The organism is Nonomuraea sp. NBC_00507 (assembly GCF_036013525.1).
Taxonomy (GTDB): Bacteria; Actinomycetota; Actinomycetes; order Streptosporangiales; family Streptosporangiaceae; genus Nonomuraea.
Genome location: NZ_CP107853.1, coordinates 8,132,610 through 8,155,405, shown reverse-complemented (window position 1 = coordinate 8,155,405; position 22,796 = coordinate 8,132,610). Strand labels below are relative to the sequence as shown.

General features: G+C 72.2%; 23 protein-coding genes. 14 read left to right on the top strand and 9 right to left on the bottom strand.

Features of this window, described 5'->3' with window-relative positions:
* The first annotated feature begins 45 nt into the window (after positions 1–45).
* The 6 genes from OHA25_RS39365 to OHA25_RS39340 all read left to right on the top strand — a co-directional run bounded on the left by OHA25_RS39365 (position 46) and on the right by OHA25_RS39340 (position 5,822).
* Entirely contained in the window at positions 46–816 is a 771-nt protein-coding gene (locus OHA25_RS39365; RefSeq protein WP_327581989.1) for a hypothetical protein, read from the top strand.
* Positions 817–906: 90 nt separating this feature from the next.
* Positions 907–1,767 carry a DUF2268 domain-containing protein gene (locus OHA25_RS39360; RefSeq protein ID WP_327581988.1) on the top strand — a complete coding sequence of 287 codons (861 nt, stop codon included), beginning with the start codon at positions 907–909 and terminating at the stop codon, positions 1,765–1,767.
* A 155-nt stretch (positions 1,768–1,922) separates the two neighbouring features.
* On the top strand, positions 1,923–2,486 hold the full coding sequence (locus OHA25_RS39355) for a ClpP family protease (protein ID WP_305918807.1): 564 nt from the start codon (positions 1,923–1,925) through the stop codon (positions 2,484–2,486).
* A 1-nt stretch (position 2,487) separates the two neighbouring features.
* Positions 2,488–3,105, top strand: coding sequence for an ATP-dependent Clp protease proteolytic subunit (locus tag OHA25_RS39350; protein ID WP_305918806.1), 618 nt, complete (start codon positions 2,488–2,490; stop codon positions 3,103–3,105).
* Between the two features lie 593 nt (positions 3,106–3,698).
* Positions 3,699–4,838 carry a M20 family metallopeptidase gene (locus tag OHA25_RS39345; RefSeq protein WP_442942224.1) on the top strand — a complete coding sequence of 380 codons (1,140 nt, stop codon included), beginning with the start codon at positions 3,699–3,701 and terminating at the stop codon, positions 4,836–4,838.
* 222 nt (positions 4,839–5,060) lie between these two features.
* A complete protein-coding gene (locus OHA25_RS39340; RefSeq protein WP_327581986.1) occupies positions 5,061–5,822 on the top strand; it encodes a TSUP family transporter in 762 nt (253 codons plus the stop codon).
* A 30-nt stretch (positions 5,823–5,852) separates the two neighbouring features.
* Here OHA25_RS39340 and OHA25_RS39335 read toward each other — a convergent pair whose 3' ends face one another.
* From OHA25_RS39335 to OHA25_RS39320, 4 genes are all read right to left on the bottom strand, one after another.
* Positions 5,853–10,667: a tetratricopeptide repeat protein gene (locus OHA25_RS39335; protein ID WP_327581985.1), complete on the bottom strand. Its 4,815-nt coding sequence runs from the start codon at positions 10,665–10,667 to the stop codon at positions 5,853–5,855.
* Positions 10,667–10,999: a trypco2 family protein gene (locus tag OHA25_RS39330; RefSeq protein WP_305918803.1), complete on the bottom strand. Its 333-nt coding sequence runs from the start codon at positions 10,997–10,999 to the stop codon at positions 10,667–10,669. The genes OHA25_RS39335 and OHA25_RS39330 overlap by 1 nt, the downstream gene beginning before the upstream one ends.
* Positions 11,000–11,148: 149 nt before the next feature.
* Entirely contained in the window at positions 11,149–12,339 is a 1,191-nt protein-coding gene (locus OHA25_RS39325) for an MFS transporter (protein ID WP_327581984.1), read from the bottom strand.
* Positions 12,336–13,106: a DeoR/GlpR family DNA-binding transcription regulator gene (locus OHA25_RS39320; RefSeq protein WP_327581983.1), complete on the bottom strand. Its 771-nt coding sequence runs from the start codon at positions 13,104–13,106 to the stop codon at positions 12,336–12,338. The genes OHA25_RS39325 and OHA25_RS39320 overlap by 4 nt, the downstream gene beginning before the upstream one ends.
* A gap of 44 nt (positions 13,107–13,150) precedes the next feature.
* On the opposite strand from OHA25_RS39320, the gene OHA25_RS39315 reads away from it, so the two are divergent.
* From OHA25_RS39315 to OHA25_RS39300, 4 genes are read left to right on the top strand one after another with little or no spacing between them, the layout of a single operon-like run.
* Positions 13,151–14,122, top strand: a complete 972-nt coding sequence (locus OHA25_RS39315; protein ID WP_327581982.1) for a helix-turn-helix transcriptional regulator — start codon at positions 13,151–13,153, stop codon at positions 14,120–14,122.
* A gap of 46 nt (positions 14,123–14,168) precedes the next feature.
* Positions 14,169–14,780 (top strand): LysE family translocator, encoded by a 612-nt coding sequence (locus OHA25_RS39310; RefSeq protein ID WP_327581981.1) that lies wholly within the window; start codon positions 14,169–14,171, stop codon positions 14,778–14,780.
* Positions 14,777–15,511 carry an alpha/beta fold hydrolase gene (locus tag OHA25_RS39305; protein ID WP_327581980.1) on the top strand — a complete coding sequence of 245 codons (735 nt, stop codon included), beginning with the start codon at positions 14,777–14,779 and terminating at the stop codon, positions 15,509–15,511. The genes OHA25_RS39310 and OHA25_RS39305 overlap by 4 nt, the downstream gene beginning before the upstream one ends.
* 3 nt (positions 15,512–15,514) lie before the next feature.
* Entirely contained in the window at positions 15,515–15,727 is a 213-nt protein-coding gene (locus OHA25_RS39300; RefSeq protein ID WP_305918797.1) for a hypothetical protein, read from the top strand.
* On the opposite strand, the gene OHA25_RS39295 is transcribed toward OHA25_RS39300, so the two are convergent.
* Positions 15,724–16,146, bottom strand: coding sequence for an SRPBCC domain-containing protein (locus OHA25_RS39295; protein WP_327581979.1), 423 nt, complete (start codon positions 16,144–16,146; stop codon positions 15,724–15,726). The two genes, OHA25_RS39300 and OHA25_RS39295, sit on opposite strands and share 4 nt — an antisense overlap.
* Positions 16,143–16,457, bottom strand: coding sequence for an ArsR/SmtB family transcription factor (locus tag OHA25_RS39290; protein ID WP_327591108.1), 315 nt, complete (start codon positions 16,455–16,457; stop codon positions 16,143–16,145). The genes OHA25_RS39295 and OHA25_RS39290 overlap by 4 nt, the downstream gene beginning before the upstream one ends.
* A gap of 98 nt (positions 16,458–16,555) precedes the next feature.
* Between OHA25_RS39290 and OHA25_RS39285 the strand changes: the two genes are divergently transcribed.
* Positions 16,556–16,897: a VOC family protein gene (locus OHA25_RS39285; RefSeq protein ID WP_327581978.1), complete on the top strand. Its 342-nt coding sequence runs from the start codon at positions 16,556–16,558 to the stop codon at positions 16,895–16,897.
* Positions 16,898–16,907: 10 nt separating this feature from the next.
* Here the strand turns inward: OHA25_RS39285 and OHA25_RS39280 are convergent, their stop codons facing one another.
* Positions 16,908–17,273: a cupin domain-containing protein gene (locus OHA25_RS39280; RefSeq protein WP_327581977.1), complete on the bottom strand. Its 366-nt coding sequence runs from the start codon at positions 17,271–17,273 to the stop codon at positions 16,908–16,910.
* Between the two features lie 141 nt (positions 17,274–17,414).
* Here OHA25_RS39280 and OHA25_RS39275 point away from each other — a divergent pair, with 141 nt between their 5' ends.
* Positions 17,415–17,885, top strand: a complete 471-nt coding sequence (locus OHA25_RS39275) for a pyridoxamine 5'-phosphate oxidase family protein (protein ID WP_327581976.1) — start codon at positions 17,415–17,417, stop codon at positions 17,883–17,885.
* A 23-nt stretch (positions 17,886–17,908) separates the two neighbouring features.
* Here OHA25_RS39275 and OHA25_RS39270 read toward each other — a convergent pair whose 3' ends face one another.
* Positions 17,909–18,670 (bottom strand): SDR family NAD(P)-dependent oxidoreductase, encoded by a 762-nt coding sequence (locus OHA25_RS39270; RefSeq protein WP_327581975.1) that lies wholly within the window; start codon positions 18,668–18,670, stop codon positions 17,909–17,911.
* Between the two features lie 125 nt (positions 18,671–18,795).
* Here OHA25_RS39270 and OHA25_RS39265 point away from each other — a divergent pair, with 125 nt between their 5' ends.
* Positions 18,796–19,836 (top strand): LacI family DNA-binding transcriptional regulator, encoded by a 1,041-nt coding sequence (locus OHA25_RS39265; RefSeq protein WP_327581974.1) that lies wholly within the window; start codon positions 18,796–18,798, stop codon positions 19,834–19,836.
* A gap of 145 nt (positions 19,837–19,981) precedes the next feature.
* The gene (locus OHA25_RS39260; RefSeq protein ID WP_327581973.1) at positions 19,982–22,273 is read left to right on the top strand and encodes a HelD family protein; all 2,292 of its coding nucleotides are present in this window, start codon (positions 19,982–19,984) and stop codon (positions 22,271–22,273) included.
* 60 nt (positions 22,274–22,333) lie between these two features.
* Here OHA25_RS39260 and OHA25_RS39255 read toward each other — a convergent pair whose 3' ends face one another.
* Positions 22,334–22,789, bottom strand: a complete 456-nt coding sequence (locus tag OHA25_RS39255; RefSeq protein WP_327581972.1) for a MarR family winged helix-turn-helix transcriptional regulator — start codon at positions 22,787–22,789, stop codon at positions 22,334–22,336.
* Positions 22,790–22,796 lie beyond the last annotated feature (7 nt).

The following is a 22,796-nucleotide window of genomic DNA, read 5'->3' as shown; positions in this document are numbered from 1 at the left end:
CACCAAACACGCCGCAAACGTGCACGACGCCACGTCTGTGCTTTCATGGCAAACGTGGCAAGTCCGCTGCAGTACGGCGATCCGCCCCGGCTGGGGCGCTACGTGGTCCAGGCGCGCCTGCATCAGGCGCCCGCCGGTTTCGTGTACCTGGGCCAGGGGCCCGACGGCCGCGCGGTGTCGCTGGCCGTGCTGACCCGGGGGGCCGCGTTCGATGCCGCGGCGCGTGAGCGGTTCGTGACCGGGATCAGGGAGGCGGCCGGCGGGCGGTCCGGGGTGCGCGGCTGGCTGGCTCGTGGCTCCCGGCAGCGGGGCGCGGTGCTGGACGGCATGCCCGCGGTGCTGGACAGCGACCAGGGGCGCGCGCCGTGGGTGGCGGTGCCGTACACGCCCGGCCAGCCCGGGGCCGAGCGGTTCCTGGAGCCGGTCATGGTGGGCGGCACGCTGATCGGGCAGGCGCACGGCCCGGACTTTGTCCCGTACTGGCTGACCGACCGCGCGCCGGCGTTGCCGGGGCCGACCAGGCAGCGCCGGCCGCTGACCGAGACGCGCCGGCGGGTGCTGATGGCCGCGCTGGCGCTGGCGCTGCTGTTGCTGCTGGTCACGGCCATCTTGTTGTTGCTGCTGTTCGGCAGGCGTGACAGCGAGCCGCAGCCCAGGCAGCTGCCGCCGACGGTGTTCGTGCCGACGCCGCCGCCGACCCCGGAGACGCCGGAGCCGCGGCCCTCGCCGTCTCCGTCGCCCTCGCCGACCGAGAGCGGGCAGGCCACGCCCGGCCGCACGCCCGGGGACGAGCCCGGCGAGGAGTCACCGCTGTAAGTCGGCTTCTTCGCCGGGACAATTCCCGGCGGCGGAGTCAGGTGAATTGCGCTTGAGCCTCACGTGGCGTGAGGCTTTAGCGTCCTCGTCATGGAATTTATCGTTCACGACACCCTCGCGGCGATGGCCGGCCTGCTCGAGAAGCCGCTGGAGGACCGGCCCGAGGCGCTGCGGGAGATGCTGGCGCCCATGCGTTCGGCGATCCCGGTGCCCGGCGACATCGTCGGCATCCACCACCAGGGCGGCGGCTTCCGGGTCGACGCCGACGACCCGCGCTACCTGCCCGCCGTCCGGCGCATGATCGAGGCCGACGTGCTCGGTCAGGTGCGGCGCGAGCTGGAACGCGCCTCCGAAGCGCTCCGCGAGGCCAAGCAGGCGGACTCGCTGCAGGTCATGTTCGTGCTGGGCAATCCCGACGACGAGCATCTGATGAAGATCACCGGCGGCTACTACGGCATGGGCGGCTCGCCCGGATGGCTGTATCTGCTGGCCTGGCCGTCGGAGGAGGTGATCGGCAGGATCGCGCACTGCGCGGTGCACGAGTTCCACCACAACGTGCGCTTCACCAACGTCGAGTGGAACCCGGTCACGGTGACCGTGGGCGAGCACGTGCTGGCCGAAGGGCTGGCCGAGGCGTTCGTGCGGGAGCTGTCGGGGCCCGAGGCCATGGGGCCGTGGTCGTCGATGGTGACGGGGGAGGCGTTCGACCGGGCGTACGAGCTGATCATGGCGGACTTCGACCTGGAGGGGATGCGGCACACGTCGGCGTACGTGCTGGGGGACACCGCTGTGCGGAACTTCGGGCAGGAGCCTCGCGGCATTCCCGACATGGCGGGGTACGCAGTGGGGCTGCGGCTCGTCGACCGCGTGCTGGCCGCCACCGGCCTGACCGCCGCCGAGGCCACCCTGCTGCCGGCGGCGGAGCTCATGCGCCGCGGCGGCATCCGCTGACCGCCCCGGCACATCCGCGATTGCCTGTCGAGAGAAATTCGCTCTCGGTGGAATGCGCCATTAGAGAAATGCGCCACCAGCGAAAAGATTCCTTCATTCATCGCGTCCCGGTCTAGCGTCTTTCACAGAAATACCCGCACAGAAAGGCGACCGTCATGACGGAGACCCAGCGCGCCGCCTGGCCTGACCAGCTCAGCCAGCGTCTGCTGAAGGAACGCATCGTCGTCCTCGGCCAGGAGGTCGACGACGAGATATGCAACCGGCTCTGCGGGGAGCTCCTATTGCTGGCGGCCGAGGACCCTAAACGCGACATAACCCTTTACATCAATTCCCCGGGCGGCTCGGTGACCGCCGGGATGGCGCTCTACGACATGATGCAGTTCATTCCGTGTGACGTGGCGACGGTGGCGATGGGGTTCGCCGCGTCCATGGGACAGCTGCTGCTGACGGCGGGCGCGAAGGGCAAGCGTTACGCGTTGCCCAACTCCCGCGTCGTCATGCACCAGCCGCTGGGCGGCATCGGCGGCTCGGCCAGCGACATCCAGATCCAGGCCGACAACATGATCTACACTAAGCGGCGGATGGCTGAGATCATCGCCCGCCACACGGGCCAGCCGCTGGAGCGGATCCAGGCCGACTCCGACCGCGACCGCTGGTTCACCGCCCAGGAGGCCCTGGACTACGGAATCGTCGATCACATCGCCGAGGGGATGAACTGAGATGAGCGGGCGTTACGTGCTTCCGTCGTTCACGGAGCGGACGTCGTACGGGATCAAGGAGATGAACCCGTACAACAAGTTGTTCGAGGACCGGGTGATCTTCCTGGGCGCGCCGATCGACGACACTGTGGCCAACGACGTGATGGCGCAGCTGCTGACGCTGGAGTCGATCGATCCCGACCAGGACATCAATCTCTACATCAACTCGCCGGGCGGGTCGTTCACCTCGATGACCGCCATTTACGACACGATGCAGTTCGTCCGGCCGGAGATCCACACGGTCTGCATCGGCGAGGCGGCCTCGGCGGCCGCCGTGCTGCTCGCGGCGGGCACGCAGGGCAAGCGGGCCGCGCTCCCGCACGCCCGAGTGCTGTTGCACGAGCCGGCGACCGAGGGCGGGCGCGGGCAGGGCAGCGACCTGGAGATCCACGCCAGGGAGATCCTGCGGATGCGTGACCAGCAGGAGGAGATCTTGTCCCGGCACACGGGACGGTCGCCGTTGGAGATCAGGAAGGACATCGAACGGGATCGCATTTTCACCGCTGAGCAGGCGCGGTCCTACGGGCTGGTGGACGACATCTACGCCTCGAGGAAGCGCACGCTGGCTCCGGCTCACTGACCTCGTTCCCGCCCAAGGCGGCGCGCCCGTGCTCCGGGCGCGCCGCCTTCGCCATGGTGCGGCGCGTACGCCGCTCGGATCGCGGCGGGCACCGTGCGCTGCCAGTGGCGTGATGAGCGGCTCGCATGGGCGTGGCGCCGGTGGCTCGGACCGGTGGCTCGGGATCGGTGGCTCGGATCGGTCGCTCGGTGAGCCGTTCGGCAGGTGCGGAAGGCGTGGCCAGGTCGTGCCCGGTCGTGCGGCCGTGGGTCTGCTCGGGTCTAGTCGGGGGCCCGGAGCGGGTATGACAGGGGGCGACGGATCGTCCGGCGGCGTGGCTGCGTACCCTGCCGAAGGATTCCGGCGTCATCTGGCGCGACATCGTCGTCCGCCGCCCTCCCGTCCGATTCCACCCCCCACCGCGCCCGTCTTCGCCGAGGCCGAGGCCGCCGGGGCCGGCGCGCTGCCGTCGTGCCGCCCGGGGCCGACGTCCAGGCCGGGCGCGGACCGATGGGCGAGCCTCGCCTCGCCGACCTGGAGGTCGCCTGATGACCGTGGAGCACGAGGTAGAGGCCGGGGAACTGCGCGCCTGGATCGGCGGGTGCCGTGCCGAGATGCTCACCGATCTGGCCGCGTACGTGTCGCTCGAGACGCCCAGCAACGACAAGGCGCTGCTGGATGCGGCCCTGGACTGGCTCGATGGCTACCTGGAGGCCCGGCTCGGCCCGCCGGCGGCCACCCGGCGGATCGACGGCGGTGTGCTCGGCGACGTCGGCGGCCGCGGTGACGGCGGCGTCTACGGGGACGTCCGCATCAACGACTACCCGGGCCGGGGTGGCGCCCCGGTCCTGCTGCTGGCCCACTACGACACGGTCTGGCCGGCGGGGACGCTGCGCTCCTGGCCGTTCACCCTCGACGGCGACCGGGCCACCGGGCCCGGCGTGTTCGACATGAAGGCGGGCCTGGTCCAGCTCGTGTGGGCGCTGCGCGCGCTGGAGGCCGCGGGGCTGCCGCGCCCGCCGCTGCGGCTGCTGCTCAACGGCGATGAGGAGATCGGCAGCCCTGCCTCACGGCCGTTGATCGAGGAGGCGGCTCGGGATGTGGCCGCCGTGCTGGTGTTCGAGGCCAGCGCGGAGGGGGCGTTGAAGACGGCGCGTAAGGGGGTGGGCATCTTCCATCTGACCTTTACCGGCGTGGAGGCGCACGCCGGGCTCGAGCCGGCCAAGGGCGCCAGTGCGATCGACGAGCTGGCCAGGGCCGTGCGGTGGCTGCACGACCTGGCCGACCCCGGCGCGGGCACGACGGTCAATGTGGGCGTCGTCTCGGGTGGCACCGGTTCCAATGTGGTCGCCGGTGCGGCGCGGGCCGAGGTGGATGTCCGCGTCGCCAGCCGGGCCGAGGCCGAGCGGGTGGACGCCGCCCTGGCCGGCCTGCGACCCCATGACCCGCGGGCGTCCGTCGCGGTGCGCGGGGCATGGAACCGTCCTGTCATGGAACGCGGGCCGGGTACGGCGCGCCTGTTCTCCCTGGCTCGTGAGGTGGCCCTCGACATGGGCCTCGACCTGTGCGAGTGCTCGGTCGGCGGGGCCAGCGACGGCAACTTCACCGCCGCGCTGGGCGTGCCCGTCCTGGATGGCCTGGGCGCCGTCGGAGCGGGGGCGCATGCGCGGCACGAGCACATCAGCGTGGAGGGCATGATCGAACGTGCTGCCTTGACCGCCGGTCTGCTCCAGGCCTTGGCCATGGACGCCTGATCGGCTCACCGCCCGTGTCCGCGGTGCCGGCACCTGTGCCGCCGCCGTCCGCGCACGGCGCGTGCCGTCGAGTCGTGCCTTGCCGCCGCGTTGGGCGTTGGCGCGGACACGGCGGCGAGGCGATAGCGGGCCTTTTGGTGACCATGAGGTAGGGCGGCAACAGGCGGCTAATGCGGCACTTGTACACTCTTGGGGTTTCTTGGGGGAAATCGGGGGAGTGGCGTGCCGCTGGAGCAGGTCCTGGTGCTGCTGGTCGCAGCGGCGGGCGCCGGGTGGGTCGATGCCGTCGTGGGCGGCGGTGGATTGTTGCAGCTGCCCGCCCTGATGATCATCGGCATGCCCACCGTGGAGGCGATGGCCACCAACAAGTTGTCGTCCGTCTTCGGCACCACGTCGGCTGCTGTGGCCTACGCCCGCTCGACCAAGGTCGACCGCCAGGTGGCGATCCCCGGCGCGGGTCTGGCCGTGCTGAGCGCGGGCCTGGGGGCGTGGGCCGCGGCGGCGATCTCCGCTGAGGTGCTGCGCCCGGCCATCATGGTGGTGCTGCTGGCGGTGGCGGCGTTCGTGACGTTGCGCCCGTCCTTCGGGTCAGTGCCGCGGCCGCACCTGCGTACCAACGCCAGGGTGCTGGCCGCGGTAGCGGCGGCCGGGGTGGGGATCGCGTTCTATGACGGCATCATCGGGCCGGGCACGGGAACGTTCCTCATCATCGCCTTCACCACCATCCTCGGGCTGGACTTCGTCTCGGCGTCGGCCTCTGCGAAGATCATCAACATCGGGACGAACGTCGGCGCGCTGGTGGTGTTCGGGCTGCAGGGGCACGTGCAGTGGACGCTGGGCCTTGGGATGGCGGTGTGCAACGTGGCCGGCGCCCAGCTCGGCGCGCGGATGGCGCTGAAGCGGGGCGCGGCCTTCGTACGGATCGTGCTGGTGTGCGTCGTGGCGGCGTTGGTGGTCAGGCTGGGCTGGCAGCAGTTCGGCTGACAACCGCGAGGGGGGCCGATGACCGCGCGATCATCGGATCCAGCCGGGGAACGCCTCACCGGTGATTGCCTCGTACTCGGCGACCACCCCCTCGGGATCGCCCCGGTAGGCCACCGTCAGATCGTTGATGAGGGCCGGATACAGAGTTTGGTCCGCGTCGGGCAGCTGCTGGCCCACGCCGAACGCGGCCACCAGCGGCATGACGGCCTCTCGATGGTGCCCGGCCATGACCAGCACGGATCCGTACGCTCCCAGGCTTTGCGCATATTCGAAGACGTGCGCGTCGGGATCGACCTCCATCAGCGCTTCGTAGAGCCGTGCGGACTCCTCGCCGACGGGCAGGGCCTCGTCCGGGCGGCCCGCCTGTGCCAGGTGGACTGTGAAGTTGAGCAGCGAGCCGGCCAGAAAAGGCAGCGAGGCGTCCAGGTCGAGCTCGGCCAGCTCGCGGTGGAGCCGGACGGCCTCCTCATTGGCCGGCAGCGCCTCGGCGATCCTGCCGGTGTCGGCCAGACGCAGAGCGAGGTCGTTGAGGGCCATGGCAAGGTCGCGGAGATGGCGGGTGCGATCGCTGCCGGCCAGCCCGCGGTGGAGGCGTACGGCCTCCTCGCCCGCCGCGACGCCCTCGAGGAGGCGGCCCGCCTCCGCCAGCGAGTTGGCGTGGTTGCTGAGCGAGGTGGCCAGGTCGGGAAGGTACGTGCCGGGGTCGAGCTCGGCCAGCTCCCGGTAACAGCGGACGACCTCCTCGCTGATCGCGGGGACGTCGCCGGGACGGTCCGCCCCCGCCAGGTGGCCGGCCTGGTTGTTCAGCGCCGACGCCAGCTCGGCCAGGTAGGTGACCCCGTCGGGCTCGGCCAGCTCCCGCCGGAGCCGCACGGCCTCCGCGCCGGCCGAGACGGCCTCGGCGAAGCGACCGACGTCGGCGAGCCGGTTCCCGTGGTTGTTCAGCGCGATGGCGAGGTCAGGGGGCTGCGCCATCTCGCGGCAGAGCCGCACCGCTTCCTCGCTCACCGCGAGGGCGTCGGCGGGATGGCCGCCGTCGGTGAGCCGGGTCGCGTGGCTGGTCAGGGCGCGGGCCAGGTGGGGCAGGCCGGTGGCGCGGTCCAGCTCGGTCAGCTCGCGCAGCCGTTCGATGGCCTCTTCATGGCGGTCCGCCTTCGACAGGAAGGTGGCGAGTCGGCCCAGGGCCCTGGCCAGGTCCGCCGGTACGGCCAGCTCGCGCTGGATGCGCACGACCTGCTCACCGGCGGCGACGGCCTGGGCGTGGCTGTCGGTCCTGGAGTAGCTGGACGCGAGGTTGCCGAGGGAAATGGCCAGGTCGGGGAGGTTCGCGTCCCGGTCCTGATCCACGAGCTCCTGCCAGAGCCGGACCGCCTCCTCGCCCTGGGGGACGGCCTCGGCGTACCGTCCGGCGCCGGCGAGGGCGATCGCGAGGTTGCCGAGCGAGATGGCCAGGTCGGGAAGGTAGCGATCACGGTCGCGGTCGGCCAGATCCCGGCGGTGCCGGACGAGCTCTTCGCTGATCGCGAGTCGCTCCTCCGGCTTGGCCAGGTCGTCGAGGTAGAACGCGAGCGCCAGAACGAGATCGGCGAGGAAGGCTTCGCGGTCCACCTCGACCAGCTCCCTGAACAGGCGGACCGCCTCCTCGGCGCTGGCCGCCGCCTCCGCGGGCCGGCCGGCCTCGGCCTCGTGGCCGGCCTGCCTGGCCAGCGAGCCGGCCAGGTCGGCGAGGAACCCGTCGCGGTCGATCGCGGTCATCTCGCGGAGGTGGCCGACGGCCTGCCGGCCGACCGCCACCGACTCCTCCGTTCGTCCGGCCGCCATCAGCGAGTCGGCCTGGTTCATCACCACCTTGGCCAGGCGGTGGAGATAACCCTCCCGGTGGAACTCGACCAGCTCGCCGTAGATGAGGATGACCTCCTCGCCGACGGTGACGGCCTCGTGGGGGCGATCGGTCTCCGCCAGGCAGCTGGCGTGATTGGTCAGTGTCATGGCCAGCTCGTCGAGGAAGACGGAGCGGTTGAGCTCGGCCAGGTGGCGGAAGTGGCGGGTGGCCTCGTCGAGGTCGGCGAAAGCCTCGCCGGACCGGCCGGCCCCCATGAGGGCGATGGCGTGGTGGTTCAACGCCCTCGCCAGGCCGGGCAGGAAGACGTCCTCGTCGGCGGGGACCAGCTCGCGGTAGACCCGGACGGCCTCCGCGCTGGCGGCGCCGGCTTCGGTGAAGCGGCCGATGGCCGTCAAGGTGATGGAGTGCTCGCTGAGCAGCGAGGCCAGCTCGGGGAGGTAGCGGTCGCGGTCGCGCTCGGCCAGCTGCCGCCGGAGCCGCAGGGCCTCCTCGGCGAGGGGAAGGGCCTCGGTGAATCGCCCGACCTCCGCCAGGTAGGCCGTGTGATTGCTCAGCGCGAAGGTCAGGTTGAAGAGGTCGCTGTCGAGTCCGCGGCCGGACAGCTCCCGGCGGAGCCGTACGGCCTCCTCGCTGACGGTGAGAGCCTCGGCCCTGCGACCGTTGTTCGACAGGTGACTGGCGTGGTTGAGGAGTGCGGTGCTCAGGTCGTGGAGATGGGCGGAGTGGTCCAGCGCCACCAGCTCGCGGCAGTGCCGGACGGCCTGCTCGCTGACGGCGAGCGCTTCGGCGTGCTGGCCGGTGTTGCCGAGCCGGGAGCCATGATTGATGAGGGAGCGGGCCAGGTCGGCGAGATAGGCGTCCCGGTCCGTCTCGGCCAGCTCACCGAAGAGGAGGCTCTGCAGCTCCGCGAGGTAGAGGCCGCCCCACAGCATGCTGACCGCGCCTGTCGGGAAGAAATCGGCGACCGCCCACAGCCGGCGCTTGAGCTCGGCGGGATCCCTGTCGCCGAGCCTGGCCAGCCCGCCGAGCAGTGGGTCGGGGCGGTCGACGTAGAGGGCGACGAGCTGCGCCTCCTCTGCGTAGGGCGCCGGGAGGTCCGTGATCAACTGCTCGATGCGGGCGTCGGTCGCCGGGCGGAAGAGCGGGCGCTCGGCCGTGCGGGCGAGCACGTGCAGCACGTCTGAGGCGCTCTCGCCGTCCTGGGCGAGGGCGGCGATCCGGGTGAGCAGGCCGTCTTCGGACTCGGCCAGGATCTGGCCGAGGAGGCGTTCGGCCAGGCGGTCGGGCTGGAGCGGACCGAGCACCTTGCCCTCGCTCCGGTCCTGCTCGGAGGGCGGGTAGAGGGCGGCCAGCCAGCGCACCACCTCCTCCGCGTACGGCTCGCTCGCCAGGGCGGCGACGGACGACGCCCGGCCCGGGTCGCATCCGGACTGGCCGATCAGGATGATCCCGGCGACGGCCCGGTCCAGCGCGCGCAGTGACTCGGCTCGGCGTTCGTCGTCGTCGAGACGGGTGGACAGGATCCCCGGCCGGAGCAGGTTGCGTCTCGCGGCGAGGCGGTACAGGTAGGCACGCTCGTGGTGGGCCAGCTCGTGCTCGGGGTCGGTGGCGGGCTCCTGCTCCGCGGCCGCGCGGAGCAGGGCGTTCATGGCCGCCATGTGCACGGTGAGGGCGTTGCCGAACGTCTCCGCGGCCAGGTCGGGCGGGGTGGAGCGGACCCGGTCGGCGAGGGCGGGCCAGTCGGCTTGCGGCAGGCCGGGCAGGCGGAGGAGGTGGGTCGCGAAGGCCGCCGCGGCCCGGTCGAACTCGGCGTGCCGTTCCTCGCGATCCCCGGCCAGCTGCGTCAGCCGTACGGCGGGGGTCAGCGCGTGCGGCGTCTCGCGTTCGAGCTGGCCGCGCAGGCTGTCCCACCAGGCGCCGTCGGTGCGGGCCAGCAGCAGGAGCCGGACGTTACGCCTGGGCGGGGTCTGGAGCAGCGTGCCGAGCAGGGAGGCGACGCGGTGCGCGGTGGCCTCGGCGTAGTCGGCCACGATGAGCGCCGGATGGTTGCTGCGGGTCAGGACGCGTGCAGCGTCGTCGTCGGAGGAGCCGAGGAACCCGGTGATCCAGTGGGCGGGGGTGCGCCTCAGCAGCTCCCCGGCCAGCCTGGTCTTGCCCTGCCCGCCCTCCCCGGTGATCAGTTTGAGGGAGAACGGCCGGTCGTCGTCGCGCCAGCCGGCGAGCTCGTCCAGCAGCTCCCCGCGGCCGTGGAACGGCACCGTCTCGCGGGCGGCGGCCAGCAGCGAGCCGGGGGTCCCGGCGCGGGGCTCGATCGGCTCGCCCCGTAACAGGCCGTGCAGTTCGACCGATTCGAGCGCCGGGCGCAGGCCGGTCTCGGCCTGGAGCAGCCGCCCGAACTCCGGGTCGTGGAAGAACGCCGTCACCGGGATCATGTGCAGCCGGCGGTTGGCGAAGGCGGTGTCGTCGTAGACGACCACGCCGATGAGCAGCCCGGCGGACGCGCCGAACACCGCGGCCCCCGAGACGCCGCGCCAGGGATGTCCGGGGGTATCGGGGAAGGCGCGCTGGTCGACGGGGAAGCCGCCCTTCGCTCCGATCGAATCGGGGTTGATCACACCGGAGAGCTGTTCCACGTGCCGGTCGTCCGTTCCGTACCCGGCGAACTGCGGGAACCCCCATCCGGTGTAGTCCACCGGGTCGGATCCGGTCATCCGGCCCCAGCGGACCGGGCTCGCGGGCCCGGCGGGGCCGTCGATGAGCAGCAGCGCCACGTCGGCGTCGTCCGGGGCGCGCCAGTCCAGCAGGGTGGCGTCATGGCGGGTCGGCGGCTGATCTCGCGGGTGCCCCAGGGACACCACGATCTTCGGAAGCGCCACGCCGTCGGCCACGACGGTGTGCCGCGCGGTCAGGATCAGCCGCGGCCCGATCCGGTAGCCGGAGCCGGAGCGCGTGACCTCCTCGGCGGTCCCCGCGCGGATGTCGGCGAGGCACCGCCGGTCCATCAGTCGCCCCAGCCGCGGGGAGCCGCGTCCGCCACCTCCGCGTTGCGGCCGGTCTCACCGTCCTTGACGGCGAGTTTCAGGGTGATCCGGTGGGTCGTCTCCTTGGCGAGCTTCCCGTCCGCGCCCAGCTCCACCCCGCCGACCGCGACCACCTCGAACTTGATCTTCCCTCCGGGCGTGGCCTCGCGGGACACCGCCACCTGGAACTCCACTTCGGCTTCGGCTATCTCGAAGCGCAGGCGCTCGTCCGCCCCTTTCGCCTGCGCCTCGGCCAGCTCCGCCCGCAGTTGACCGAGGGTCTCGGCCAGGCCGATCCGTGATCGCCCGCTCATGCCGTCTCCGTACGCCGCATTCGCACGGACACAGGGTAAACGTGGGATGCCCGGCTGGATAGGCGTGTCATGCGCCTGTGACGATGCCGTGCTCGAAGCGGCAGACGACGGCCGGGTCAGTGGTGCCTTCGGGTGGTCCCTTGACGGGGTCAGCGCACGGGCTCGCCCGCAGGGGTCCGCAGGGCCGTGGCGGTCAGGGCGACGAACGCGGCCAGCAGCGCCGGCACGGCCAGCGCCCGCGGCAGGCCGGCCACCTCGCCGGCCGCTCCGATGAGCACGGGCCCGGACAGGAACCCGAGATATCCGATGGACGCGACCCGCGCCAGCGCCCGCCCGGCGAAGGCCGGGTCCCGGTGGCCCGCGGCCGAGAACACCTGCGGCACGATGCAGGACAATCCCGCCCCGAAGCAGCCGAACCCGGCCACGCCCGCCAGCGGATGCCCGCCGAGCAGGGCGAGTCCCAGTCCTGCGGCTGCCAGCAGCCCGCAGCAGCGCACCAGCGGCACCGGCCCGAACCTGGCCGCCAGCCGGTCGCCCGCCAGCCGGCCCGCGGTCATCATGAGGGAGAACGCGGCGTACCCGGCGGCGGCGAACCCCGGCGAGGCGCCCAGGTCCTCACGCAGGTAGACGGAGCTCCAGTCGGCCGCCGCCCCCTCGCCGACCAGGCAGCAGAACGCCAGCACGCCCAGGAACAGGGTCCCCTTGGGCAGCCCGCTCCCGCCCGCCGAGGCCGACGCACCGGAGGGGACCGGCCGCAGCGCCCACCTCGCGGCCCACCACGCGAGCGCCGCGATGACCAGCCCCAGTGTCCAGAACGTGGCCGCGGGCGTCAGCGCCAGGTGCGCGAACAGGCCTCCGGTGGTGGCGCCGGCGAACCCGCCGATGCTGAAGACGGCGTGGAAGGACGACATGACCGGCCGCCCGCAGGCACGCTCGACCTCGACGGCGTTGGCGTTCATGGACACGTCCAGCACCCCGTGCGCGATCCCGAACAGCAGCAGCGTCCCGGCCAGGACGCCGAGGTCCGGCGCGTACGCGGACGGGACGAGGACCAGGCCCTGCACCAGGGCCGCGGGGATCATGACGCGGTGGCTGCCGTGGCGGTCCACCAGGCGGCCCACCGCCGTCATGCCGATCATCGCGCCGGCGGCGATGGCCAGCAGGGCGAGGCTGAAGTGGCCGTCACCGAGGCCGAGGCGTTCCTTGATGGCGGGGATGCGGGCGGTCCACGTGCCGATGGCCGCGCCCGCCAGGAAGAACAGCAGGTAGACAGCCGTGCGTTCGCGCCCCATCGGGCCGCCGCTGAAGCGGCTCGTCCGGCCGTCCTGCGGACGTCTCATCCGGTCTCCCCGGCGGCGGCGACCTCCCTGACCGCCACGCCCGCCGCCACCAGGGCGTCCCGTTGCTCCCGGGGGATGCCGGAGTCGGTCACCACCACGTCCAGCCGCGAGATCGGGCAGACCGCGCCGAACGCCGTACGCGAGAACTTGCCGGAGTCGCACACCACGATCACCCGCCTGGCCGCGGCGATGGCCGCCTGCTTGACCGCGACCTCGGGCAGATCGTGCGCCGTCAGGCCGTGCTCGGCCGACAGCCCGCAGCAGCCGATGACCGCCGTGTCGAACCGCAGCGCCTTGATGGAGCTCTCGGTCAGCGGCCCCATGACGTTCAGCTCGCCCTTGCGTACCTCGCCGCCGGGCAGCACCAGCCGCACCCGGGGCGCGGCGGCCAGCAGCGAGACCGCCTGCAGGGCCAGCGGCAGCACGGTCAGCCGGCGATCGGCCAGGGCGCGGGCTACGTCCAGTGCTGTCGTGCCGCCATCCAGCACCACCGCCTCGCCGTCGGCGAGCAGGGCGGCGGCCTCGGCGCCGATGCGCCTCTTGGCCTCCACCGCCTCGCGCTCGCGCACGCCGAACGGCGGCTCCTCACCGCGCAGCAGCAGCGACAGCGCGCCGCCTCTGACCCGCCGCACCACCCCTTGCTGGGCGAGCTCGTCGAGGTCACGCCTGATTGTCATCTCCGACACGCCGTGTTCGGCGGCCAGCTCGGCGACCGAGACGCTGTCCTGCGCGCGCAAGGCGTTCATGATGGATTGCAAACGTTCCACGTGTTCATACAAACACGACTTATGTGCGCAATACAATGGCGGGTATGCGCGCCAGCCGCCTGCTCTCCCTCCTCCTGCTGCTTCAGACGCGCGGCCGCATGACCGCGCCCGAGCTGGCCGCCGAGCTGGAGGTGTCGGTCCGTACGGTCTACCGCGACGTGGAGGCGCTGTCGGCGGCCGGCGTGCCGGTCTACGCCGATCGCGGGCCGGTGGGCGGATATCAGCTGCTGGACGGCTACCGCACCAGGCTCACCGGGCTGACCGCCGAGGAGGCGTCGTCGTTGTTCCTGGCCGGGTTGCCGGGGCCGGCGGCGGAGCTGGGGCTGGCGGAGGTGGCGGCCACCGCGGAGCTGAAGCTGCTGGCGGCGCTGCCGCCCGAGCCGCGCTCGCACGCCTCCCGCATCCGGGAGCGGTTCCTGCTGGACGTGCCCAGCTGGTATCGCTCGGGCGACGACGTGCCGCATCTGAGCGAGGTGGCCGAGGCGGTGTGGGAGCAGCGGCCGCTGCACATGACCTACCGCCGCTGGGGGCAGCAGGAGGTCGACCGGGTGATCCACCCGTTCGGGCTGGTGCTCAAGGGCGGCTCCTGGTATCTGGTGGCCGCTCCGCCGGACGGCTCGCCGCGCACCTACCGGGTGGCGCGCGTCCTGACGCTGGAGACGCTGCCGGGGCACTTCCCGCGGCCTGAGGGGTTCGAGCTGGGCGCGTTCTGGAGCGCGTACGCCAAGGAGTTCCGCGAGCGGATGTACACCGCCGAGGCCGTCGTCAAGCTCGCCCCCGGACGGGAGGAGCTGCTGGCGTACACGATGGGCCGCGACGTCGTCGACGCCGCCCTGGCGGCGGCCGGGGAGCCCGATCCGGAGGGCTGGGTCACGCTCACCCTGCCGGTGGAGTCGATCACGCACGCGCGGTGGCTGCTGCTGCGCATGGGGGCGGACGTGGAGGTGCTGGAGCCGCCGGAGCTGCGCACGATGATGCGGGAGGCGGTCGCCGAGCTGAGCAAGCTCTACGGCTGAAGAATCCGGGCGCGTTCCGGGGCGGTGTTCTGCCAGGATGCCCGGCATGTATCTTCTCGCGTTCGCGGGCGCGTGCGTCCTGGTGGCCATGGTGCCCGGGGTCAGCACCGCCATCATCCTCCGCCAGACCCTGCGGGCCGGTCGCGGCAGCGGCATGGCCGCCACGCTGGGCAACGAGACCGGCATCCTGCTGTGGGGCCTGGCCGCGGCCTTCGGGCTGTCGGCGCTGCTGGTGGCCTCCCAGGTGGCCTACGACGTCATGCGGGTGATCGGCGCCGTGGTGCTGGTCGTGATGGGCGCGCAGGCGCTCTGGCAGGCCCGCAAGGGGGCGCCGCCTGCCGAGGTGGCCACGGCGCCGGGGTGGCGCGGGGCGTACCTGGCGGGAGTCGGGACGTGCCTGGCCAATCCGAAGGCGGCGGTGTTCGCGATGTCGTTCCTGCCGCAGTTCGTCCCGGCGGGGCAGAACGTGCCGGTCACGCTGGTGACGCTGGCCGTCGTGTGGGTGCTCATCGACCTGCTCTGGTACGGGCTGCTCATTTGGGCGGTGGCCAAGGCCAAGGACTGGCTGGGCCGCCCGGCGGTGCGGCGCCGGCTGGAGCAGATCTCCGGCGTGGTGCTGATCGGGCTGGGCGTGCGGCTGGTGGTGGAGTCGCGGTGACGATCTGGTACGCAGAGCACGGCGCGGGTGAGCCGGTGGTGCTGCTGCATTCGACGGCGGCCGACTCCGGTATGTGGCAGGGGCAGGTGGAGGCCCTGGCCGAGCGGTTCCGGGTGATCACGGTGGACTTGCGCGGGTACGGCCGCACCCCGTACCGGGCCGAGGCCCCCTACAGTGACGCGGCGGACGTGGCCGAGGTCCTGGCCGGGCTGGGCGTGCGCCGGGCGGCGCTGGTCGGCTCGTCGGGCGGCACCCGGGTCGCGCTGGAGCTGGCGGCGGCCGGGCTCGCCGACCGGCTGGTGCTGCTCAATCCCGTCGCCGGCGTGCCGCCGACCTCCGACGTGCGGGCGTACTGGTCGGAGGAGGGTCGGCTGCTGGAGGCGGGCGACCTCGACGGTGCGGCCGGGCTGACCGTGCGCACCCTGCTCGGGCCGCACGCGCCGGCCGCGGCCCGGGAGCGGCTGGCGGCCATGCAGCGGAACGCGTACGAGCTGCAGCTGGCCGCCGACCCTGAGCCGGAGCAGGTGGAGACCGAGCTCACGCCGGCGGCGATCGGCGTTCCGGCGCTGGTGGTGGTCGGGGCGCACGACCTGGAGTGGTTCCTGCGGTGTGCCCGGCACCTGGCCGGCGAGCTGCCGCAGGGGCGGCTGGTGGAGCTGGATTGGGCCGGGCATCTGCCCGCCCTGGAACGGCCGGAGGAGATCGCGCGGCTGCTGCTGGATTACCTTTAGTGCATGACGAACGACCTGGCGACCTTGATGCGGCAGGCGCAGGACGATGATCCGCTGCTGGCGCTGCAGGCCACGACCGCGCTGCGCCGCGAGATCGAGCGCCTGGAGGCGGTCCAGGTGCGGCGGGCCCGCGTGGCGGGGCTGGCGTGGGCGCAGATCGCCGACGCGGTCGGCGTGAGCAAGCAGGCCGTGCACAAGAAATACGGCCGCCGCTAGCCCACCCACTGGTCGGCGTACCAGCGCAGGACGATGTTCCAGGAGTAGCCGCGCCGGATCCGCCCGGCCACGTCGGGCGGCAGCGTGTCGAGTCCGCGGTGCTCCAGCACGACCTCGGTGCCGCCGTCGACCGGGCTGAAGGCCACTTCGATCTCCATCCGGCCGGTCTCGTTGATCAGGTCGGCCCAGACGAGGCGGTGCGGCGGCTCCCAGGCGAGGATCTTGCCGGTGTCGACGTGGCCGCCGTCGGACCACAGCTCGCGCAGATAGCCGTCCTCGAACCGGATGCCGACCGCGCGGGCGGGGTCGACCCAGCTGTGGCGGCCGCGGACGTACCAGCTGTCGATCTCGTCGGTGAAGATCCGGAACGCGGTCGCCGGGTCGACCGGGACGGTGACGCCGGCACGGACCGTGTTCACGGGGTGTCCTTCCGTGCGCGTTCGACATGTTCCTTGAACGAGCCCAGTTGCTCGGCCCAGAACGCCTGCACCTGGTCCAGCCACGCCTGCAGTGCCGCGAACGGCTCGGGGCGCAGCGTGTAGAGGCGCAGCCTGGCGTCCGTCCCGCCGGTCTCGGCCTGCACGAGCCCGCCGGCCCTCAGCACGCGCAGGTGCCTGCTGAGGGCGGGTGCGCTCATCTGGACGGCCTGGGCCAGCTCGCCGGCCGGGCGCGGGCCCTCGCGCAGCAGGTCGATCACCTTGCGCCGGGTCGGGTCGGCGAGCGCCGCCAGGGTGGCGTCCAGATCGTTAACGTCGTTGTTAATATTTGCCTGCTTCCGTTAGGCTGTTGATGCTTAACGATAGCGACAATTATTGCGGAGGTTCGTACATGAATGTCGAGCTCGGCTACTACACGCTGTCCGTGCCGGACCTGGACCGGGCGGCCGCCTTCTACGGGCCCTTGTTCGGCTGGGAGTTCACCCGCGAGCACGAGACGTACCTGCACGTCACCAACACGGCCGTGCCGATGGGCTTCGTCAGCGGCGGGCCGTCCACGCAGCCGAACCTCTACTACCACGTAAGCGACATCGACGCGGCCGTCGAGCAGGTGCGCAAGCTGGGCGGCAGCACCGGCGAGGTGTTCGCGAGCAAGTCGGGCCGCGGTTGCTCCTGCACCGACGACCAGGGGACCCAGATCAGCCTCTGGGAGCCCGACCCCGGCTTCGCGTAGTGCTGGTGGGCTAGGCGGTCGCCGGCCGCTTGGCGTAGTCGGACATGCCGCCCGCGAAGTCGTAGACGACGCACTGCTCGTCGCCCACCACCCAGGCGTCGTGTCCCGGCGAGCAGACGAACACCTCTCCCGGGCCGATCTCGGCTTCGCCGCCGTCGTTCATCCGGATGCGCAGCCGTCCCTGGACCACGAACCCGTTGTGGTGGACCTCGCAGGAGTCCGTGCCCACGATCGGTTTGACCGACTCCGACCAGCGCCAGCCGGGGTCGAACGTGGCCACCCCGAAGGTGAGCCCGCTGAGGTTGCACACTTCCAGGTGCCCCCGCGGGAAGTCGCGGCGTTCGTCGGGCTTGTCGATGCTCTTGACCTCGATCATGACTCCCCCTTCCGTTAGATCCAGTCTTCCACCGCGACTATGCCGCTACAAGGAGCTGACCTGCGCAAACCCCTGATGACGAGCCCGCCGAGGTTGCGGACGAATGGTGATGCGCGGGCCGGCGGCGGCCATGATGGAGGCATGGCTTCATGGCAGGAGTTCGAGCGGCAGGCGCCGGAACTGGCGGCGGTGGCGCGCAGGCTGATGGACGGTTACCGGCACAAGGTGCTGGCGACGCTGCGCAAGGACGGATCGCCGCGGGTCAGCGGCATCGAGACGAGCTTCAAGGACGGCGAGCTGTGGACGGGGTCGATGTCGGGCGCGGTCAAGGCGGCCGACCTGCGGCGCGATCCGCGGATGGCGCTGCACGTCACCTCCCGCGACCCGGAGGGCTCCGATCCTTCGACGTGGGAGGGCGACATCAAACTGGCCGGCCGGGCGGTGGAGATCGCCCGCGCGGACGTGCCGGCGTCGTTCGAGACGCCGGAGCCGGGTTCGCACCTGTTCAGGATCGAGCTGACGGAGGTCGTGTGGACCAGGGTCGAGGCGGACGAGCTCGTCCTGGACACCTGGCGTGAGGGGGTGGGAGTGCGGCAGATCCGCCGCAAGTGATCTACATTGTAAAGGCGCCGGGTCTAGTGCACGGAGAAGCCGCCGTCGACGAAGAGCATCTGGCCGGTGACGAAAGCGCTGGCCTCGCCGGCGAGGAACACCGCCGCTCCGGCGAAGTCCTGCGGCACGCCGTTGCGGCCGACCATGTGGCGGGCGGCGAGGGCTTCGACGCGGCCGGGGATGGCCTGGGCGGGCTCGGTCAGCGGGGTGAGCACGAATCCGGGGATGATCGTGTTGACGCAGACGCCGCTTGCCGACCACGCCTCGGCCTGGGAGCGGGTCAGGCCGGCGAGGGCGGCCTTGGCGGCGCCGTAGACGCCGCTGTCGCCGAAGGCGCTGATCGTCTGCTGGGAGCCGACGTTGATGATGCGGCCCCAGCCGCGTTCGGCCATCGCCGGCCCGAAGTGCTGGCCGAGGAGGTAGGGGGCGGTGAGGTTGACGGCGATGGTCTGCTCGTAGTCGTCGGCGGTGAGCTCGGCCATCGGCTTGCGGATGTTGTTGGCGGCGTCGTTGACGAGGATGTCGATGTCGCCGGCGGTGTCGCAGACCCGCCGGACGTCGTCGCGCTCGCCGAGGTCGGCGCTGATGCGGGTGGCGCTGACGCCGTGGTCGCGCAGCCGGGCGGCGGCCTGGTCGAGTTCGTGTGCTCTGCGGGCGACCAGCACGACCTCGGCGCCGGCCCGGCCGATCGCCTCGGCCATGGCGTAGCCGATGCCGGAACTGCCGCCGGTGACGAGGGCGCGGCGGCCATGGAGGGAGAACAGCTCCCGCAGGTAGTCGGACACGATCGGAGAAGCTAGCACCCCTGCGTGCCCCCGGGGCTGCGCGGGGTGTGCCGGGTGGTGGTGCGCTGTCCCGCGGGCCGGGCGGGCGCTCGTACAATCGGCACGTCCGAGGGAGAGGCGGGGGGATGGCCACGCGCGAGCGGCCGCGGCGGGTGACGATCGCCGATGTGGCGCGCCACGCCGGGGTGTCCACGACGGCGGTGTCGAAGGTGCTGCGCAGCGCCTATGGGGTCAGCCCGGCCATGCGCGACCGGGTCAAGGCCGCGATCGAGGAGCTCGGTTACCGGCCGCAGGCGGCGGCGCGGGCGATGCGGGGTCGCACGTTCACGATCGGGGTGCTGCTGCCGGATCTGCGTAACCCGTTCTTCCCCGACATTCTGGATGGGTTGTCGGAGCAGCTCGCGGGCACCGACTATCAGGCGATCATGGTGCAGGGCGGGCCGGGGACGCAGGGGGAGACGCGGGCGATCGAGGCTCTGGTGGACCGGCAGGTGGACGGCATCCTCATGATCGCGCCGGGGGTGGGGCGGGCGCGGCTGGAGGCGGTGGCCGCGCAGATGCCGATGGTGGTGCTGGGCCCGCATGAGAAGTCGGCGGTGTACGACGCGGTCTACGACGATGACGAGCTGGGCGCGGAGCTGGTCGTGCGGCATCTGATCGGGCTGGGGCACCGGCGGATCGCGCACATCGGGAACAAGCCCGCCGCCCGGGGGCGTGGCCGGGTGGAGTTGGAGTCGATCAGGGCGGCGACGTACGAGCGGGTGATGCGTGAGCACGGGCTGGACGCTGAGATCGCGATGGCGCTGACCTCCTATACCGAGGAGGGCGGTTATGAGGGGGCGCGTGAGCTGCTCGGCCGTTCCCCGCGCCCGACGGCGATCTTCGCGGGGATGGACCTGGCGGCGTTGGGGGCGCTGCGGGCGTTGCACGAGGCGGGGTTGTCGGTGCCGGCGGATGTGTCGCTGGCCGGTTACGACAACACGCGGCTGGCGGCGGTGTCGACCATCTCGCTGACGAGTGTGGATCAGGACGGGGCGGTCATGGGGCGGACGGCGGGGCGGCTGCTGCTGGAACGCATCGAGGGCCGGACGTCGTCGGTGCGTTTCTCGGTGACGCCGACTCTGGTGCCTCGTCGCTCCACGGCCCCTCCCGCTCCGGAGGCCTAAGGCAGCCGCGCTGTCGCCTCTGGAAGGGGCGCGTGGCCGAGTGGGCGCGTGGCGAGGTTTGCGCGCGGGCGCGGGTGGGGAGTATGCTCCAATGCCCACATTGGGCACGAGCTCCACAATCCTCCGGTTAGGAGTATACCACCGAATGGCTAATCGTCAAGATGGTCGCGCGGAAGCTCTTGACACCGAGCAGCGGCGTGTGTCGTGGCTGTACGGGCTGCTCGACGTCACCAGGCAGCGGGCGCAGGCGGCGCTGCGCGAGGTGTACGGCAGGGGCGGCGGCACCCGCCAGGCGATGGTCGAGCGCGAGGCGCTGGCCTCGGAGCAGGCGCGCAGGCTGGCGCAGCTGAACGCGGTCGAGCGTGGCCTGTGTTTCGGCCGCATCGACGACGGTTCGGGCGGCAGCGTCTACATCGGCAGGATCGGGCTGCGTGACGAGCGGCACGAGTCGGTGCTGATCGACTGGCGGGCGCCGGCGGCGCGGCCGTTCTACGTGGCCACGGCCACCGATCCGCAGGGGCTGGTGCGGCGCAGGCACCTGCATCTGAAGGACCGGGTGGTGGTCGGCATCGACGATGAGGTGTTCGACCTGGAGGGGATGAGCGAGGGGGAGCGGCGCACGCTGGTGGGCGAGGCGGCGCTGCTGGCGGCGCTGCGCCGGGGGCGGACGGGCCGGATGGGCGACGTGGTGGCCACCATCCAGACCGAGCAGGACCGGGTGATCCGCGCCTCGTGGCAGGGCGCGCTGGTGGTGCAGGGCGGCCCGGGCACCGGCAAGACGGTGGCGGCGCTGCACCGGGCGGCGTTCCTGCTCTACACCCACCGCGACACGCTGGAGCGGCGCGGCGTGCTGGTGGTGGGCCCCAACCCGATGTTCCTGCGCTACATCGGGCAGGTGCTGCCGGCGCTGGGGGAGACGCAGGTGGTGATGACGACGGTCGGGGAGATGTTCCCGGGGGTGCGGGCGGTGGCGGCCGACGGCCCGGCCGCGGCGGTGGTCAAGGGCGACGTGCGGATGGCCGGGGTGGTGGCGCGGGCGCTGGAGCTGCGCCAGCGGGTGCCGGAGGGTGATCTGGTGGTGGAGCTGGACGGGCTGGCGCTGCGGGTGCCGCACGCGGTGTGCGTGCGGCTGCGCCATCGGGCGCGGGCGGTGCGGCTGCCGCACAACATGGCGCGCAAGCTGTACGTAACGGAGATGCTCAAGGAGCTGGCCAGGGCCGAGGCGCGGGCGTTGGAGGAGTCGCTGCACCTGGAGGAGCTGGCCAACGGCGATCCGGAGATGGAGGAGCTGGCCGAGCCCCTCGATCTGGAGGGCGATCTGGACGAGGTGGATCTGGACCTGGCCTCGCGGCGGCTGTGGCAGGAGCCGCAGGTGCGGCGCGCGGTCGACGACCTGTGGCCGGAGCTGACGCCGCAGCGGCTGATCGGCGAGCTGCTGTGCTCGCCGGAGACGCTGTGGTCGGTGGCGCCGCCGGGCCTGGACTGGCGGACGCTGGTGCGGCCGGTCGGCGCGCCGTGGACGGCCGGGGACGTGCCGTTGCTGGACGAGGTGGCCGAGCTGCTGGGCGAGGACGACTCGGCGCGGCGGGTGGCGGCCAGGCGGGAGGAGGAGGAGCAGGCCGAGCGGCTGCTGTACGCCGATGAGGTGCTGCACACCACGGGCGTGCTGGAGGAGGGCATCTTCGAGCGGGCCGACGTGCTGGCCGAGCGGCATGCCGACGACGGGGCGGAGCTGACCACGGCCGATCGGGCGGCGGCCGACCGCTCGTGGGCCTATGGGCACGTGATCGTGGACGAGGCGCAGGAGTTGTCGGCGATGGCCTGGCGGATGGTGATGCGGCGGGTGCCGGCCAGGTCGCTGACGGTGGTGGGCGACCTCGCGCAGACGGGGTCGGCTGCGGGGGCGCGCTCGTGGGCGGAGGTGCTGGACCCCTACCTGGAGGGCCGGTGGCGGGTGGAGCACCTGAAGGTCAACTACCGCACGCCGTCGGAGATCATGGAGGTTGCGGCGCAGGTGCTGCGGGCCTTCGATCCGGGGCAGGAGCCGCCGGAGTCGGTGCGGTCCGGCGGGGCGCGGCCGCGGGCGGTGCGGGTGCCGGTCTCGGGCCTGCCGGCCCTGGTGAAGGAGGAGCTGGCCGCGATCGGCGAGGGCCGGGTGGGCGTGGTGACCTCCGACGCGGTCCATGAGGAGGCGGCGCGGCTGTGGCCGGGCGGGGGCCTGGACGCGCTGGTGGCGGTGCTGACGGTGGAGCAGGCCAAGGGGCTGGAGTTCGACGCGGTGGTGGTGGTGGACCCGGCGGGGATCCTGGCGCAGTCGCCGATGGGCGGGCGGGACCTGTACGTGGCGGTGACGCGGGCGACGCGGCGGCTGACGGTGGCCTATGAGGGCGAGCTGCCGGGCGTCCTGTCCCGCCTGGCTCAGAAATCTACAATGTAAAGGCGGCGGGCTGAGTCGTTGACCACGCTCTCCCAAAACCGTCGCAGCGACGGAGAGGGGTCACTGGTCCGGCTCGCTGTCGAGTTTGTCGGCGACGGCCCGGATGGCGCGGGTGGCCTGGTCGAGGTTGCGCAGGGTCTCGGTGTCGAGGTGCTCTATGATGCGGCGCAGCTGGCCGGCGCCGGTGTCGTTGATGTCGGCGATGAGGCTGGCGCCGGCGGTGGTGAGCTCGACGCGGCGGACGCGGCGGTCGTGGGGGTCTTCGCGGCGGCTGACGAGGCCTTGGGCGATGAGCCGGTCGACGATGCCGGTGACGGTGCCGAGGCCGACGCCGAGGCCGGCGGCGAGTTCCTGGCCGGAGGCGGAGCCTTCGGCGGACAGCAGCATGATGACCCTGAACTGGCGCATGGTGAGGTTGGAGTCGAAGAGCGACGATCGCTGCTGGGCGAACAGTCGTCCCAGGTCACGTTGTGTTTCGGTGATCCGCCGGATCAGGTCTTCGCGTTCGTCGTTCACTGCCGCC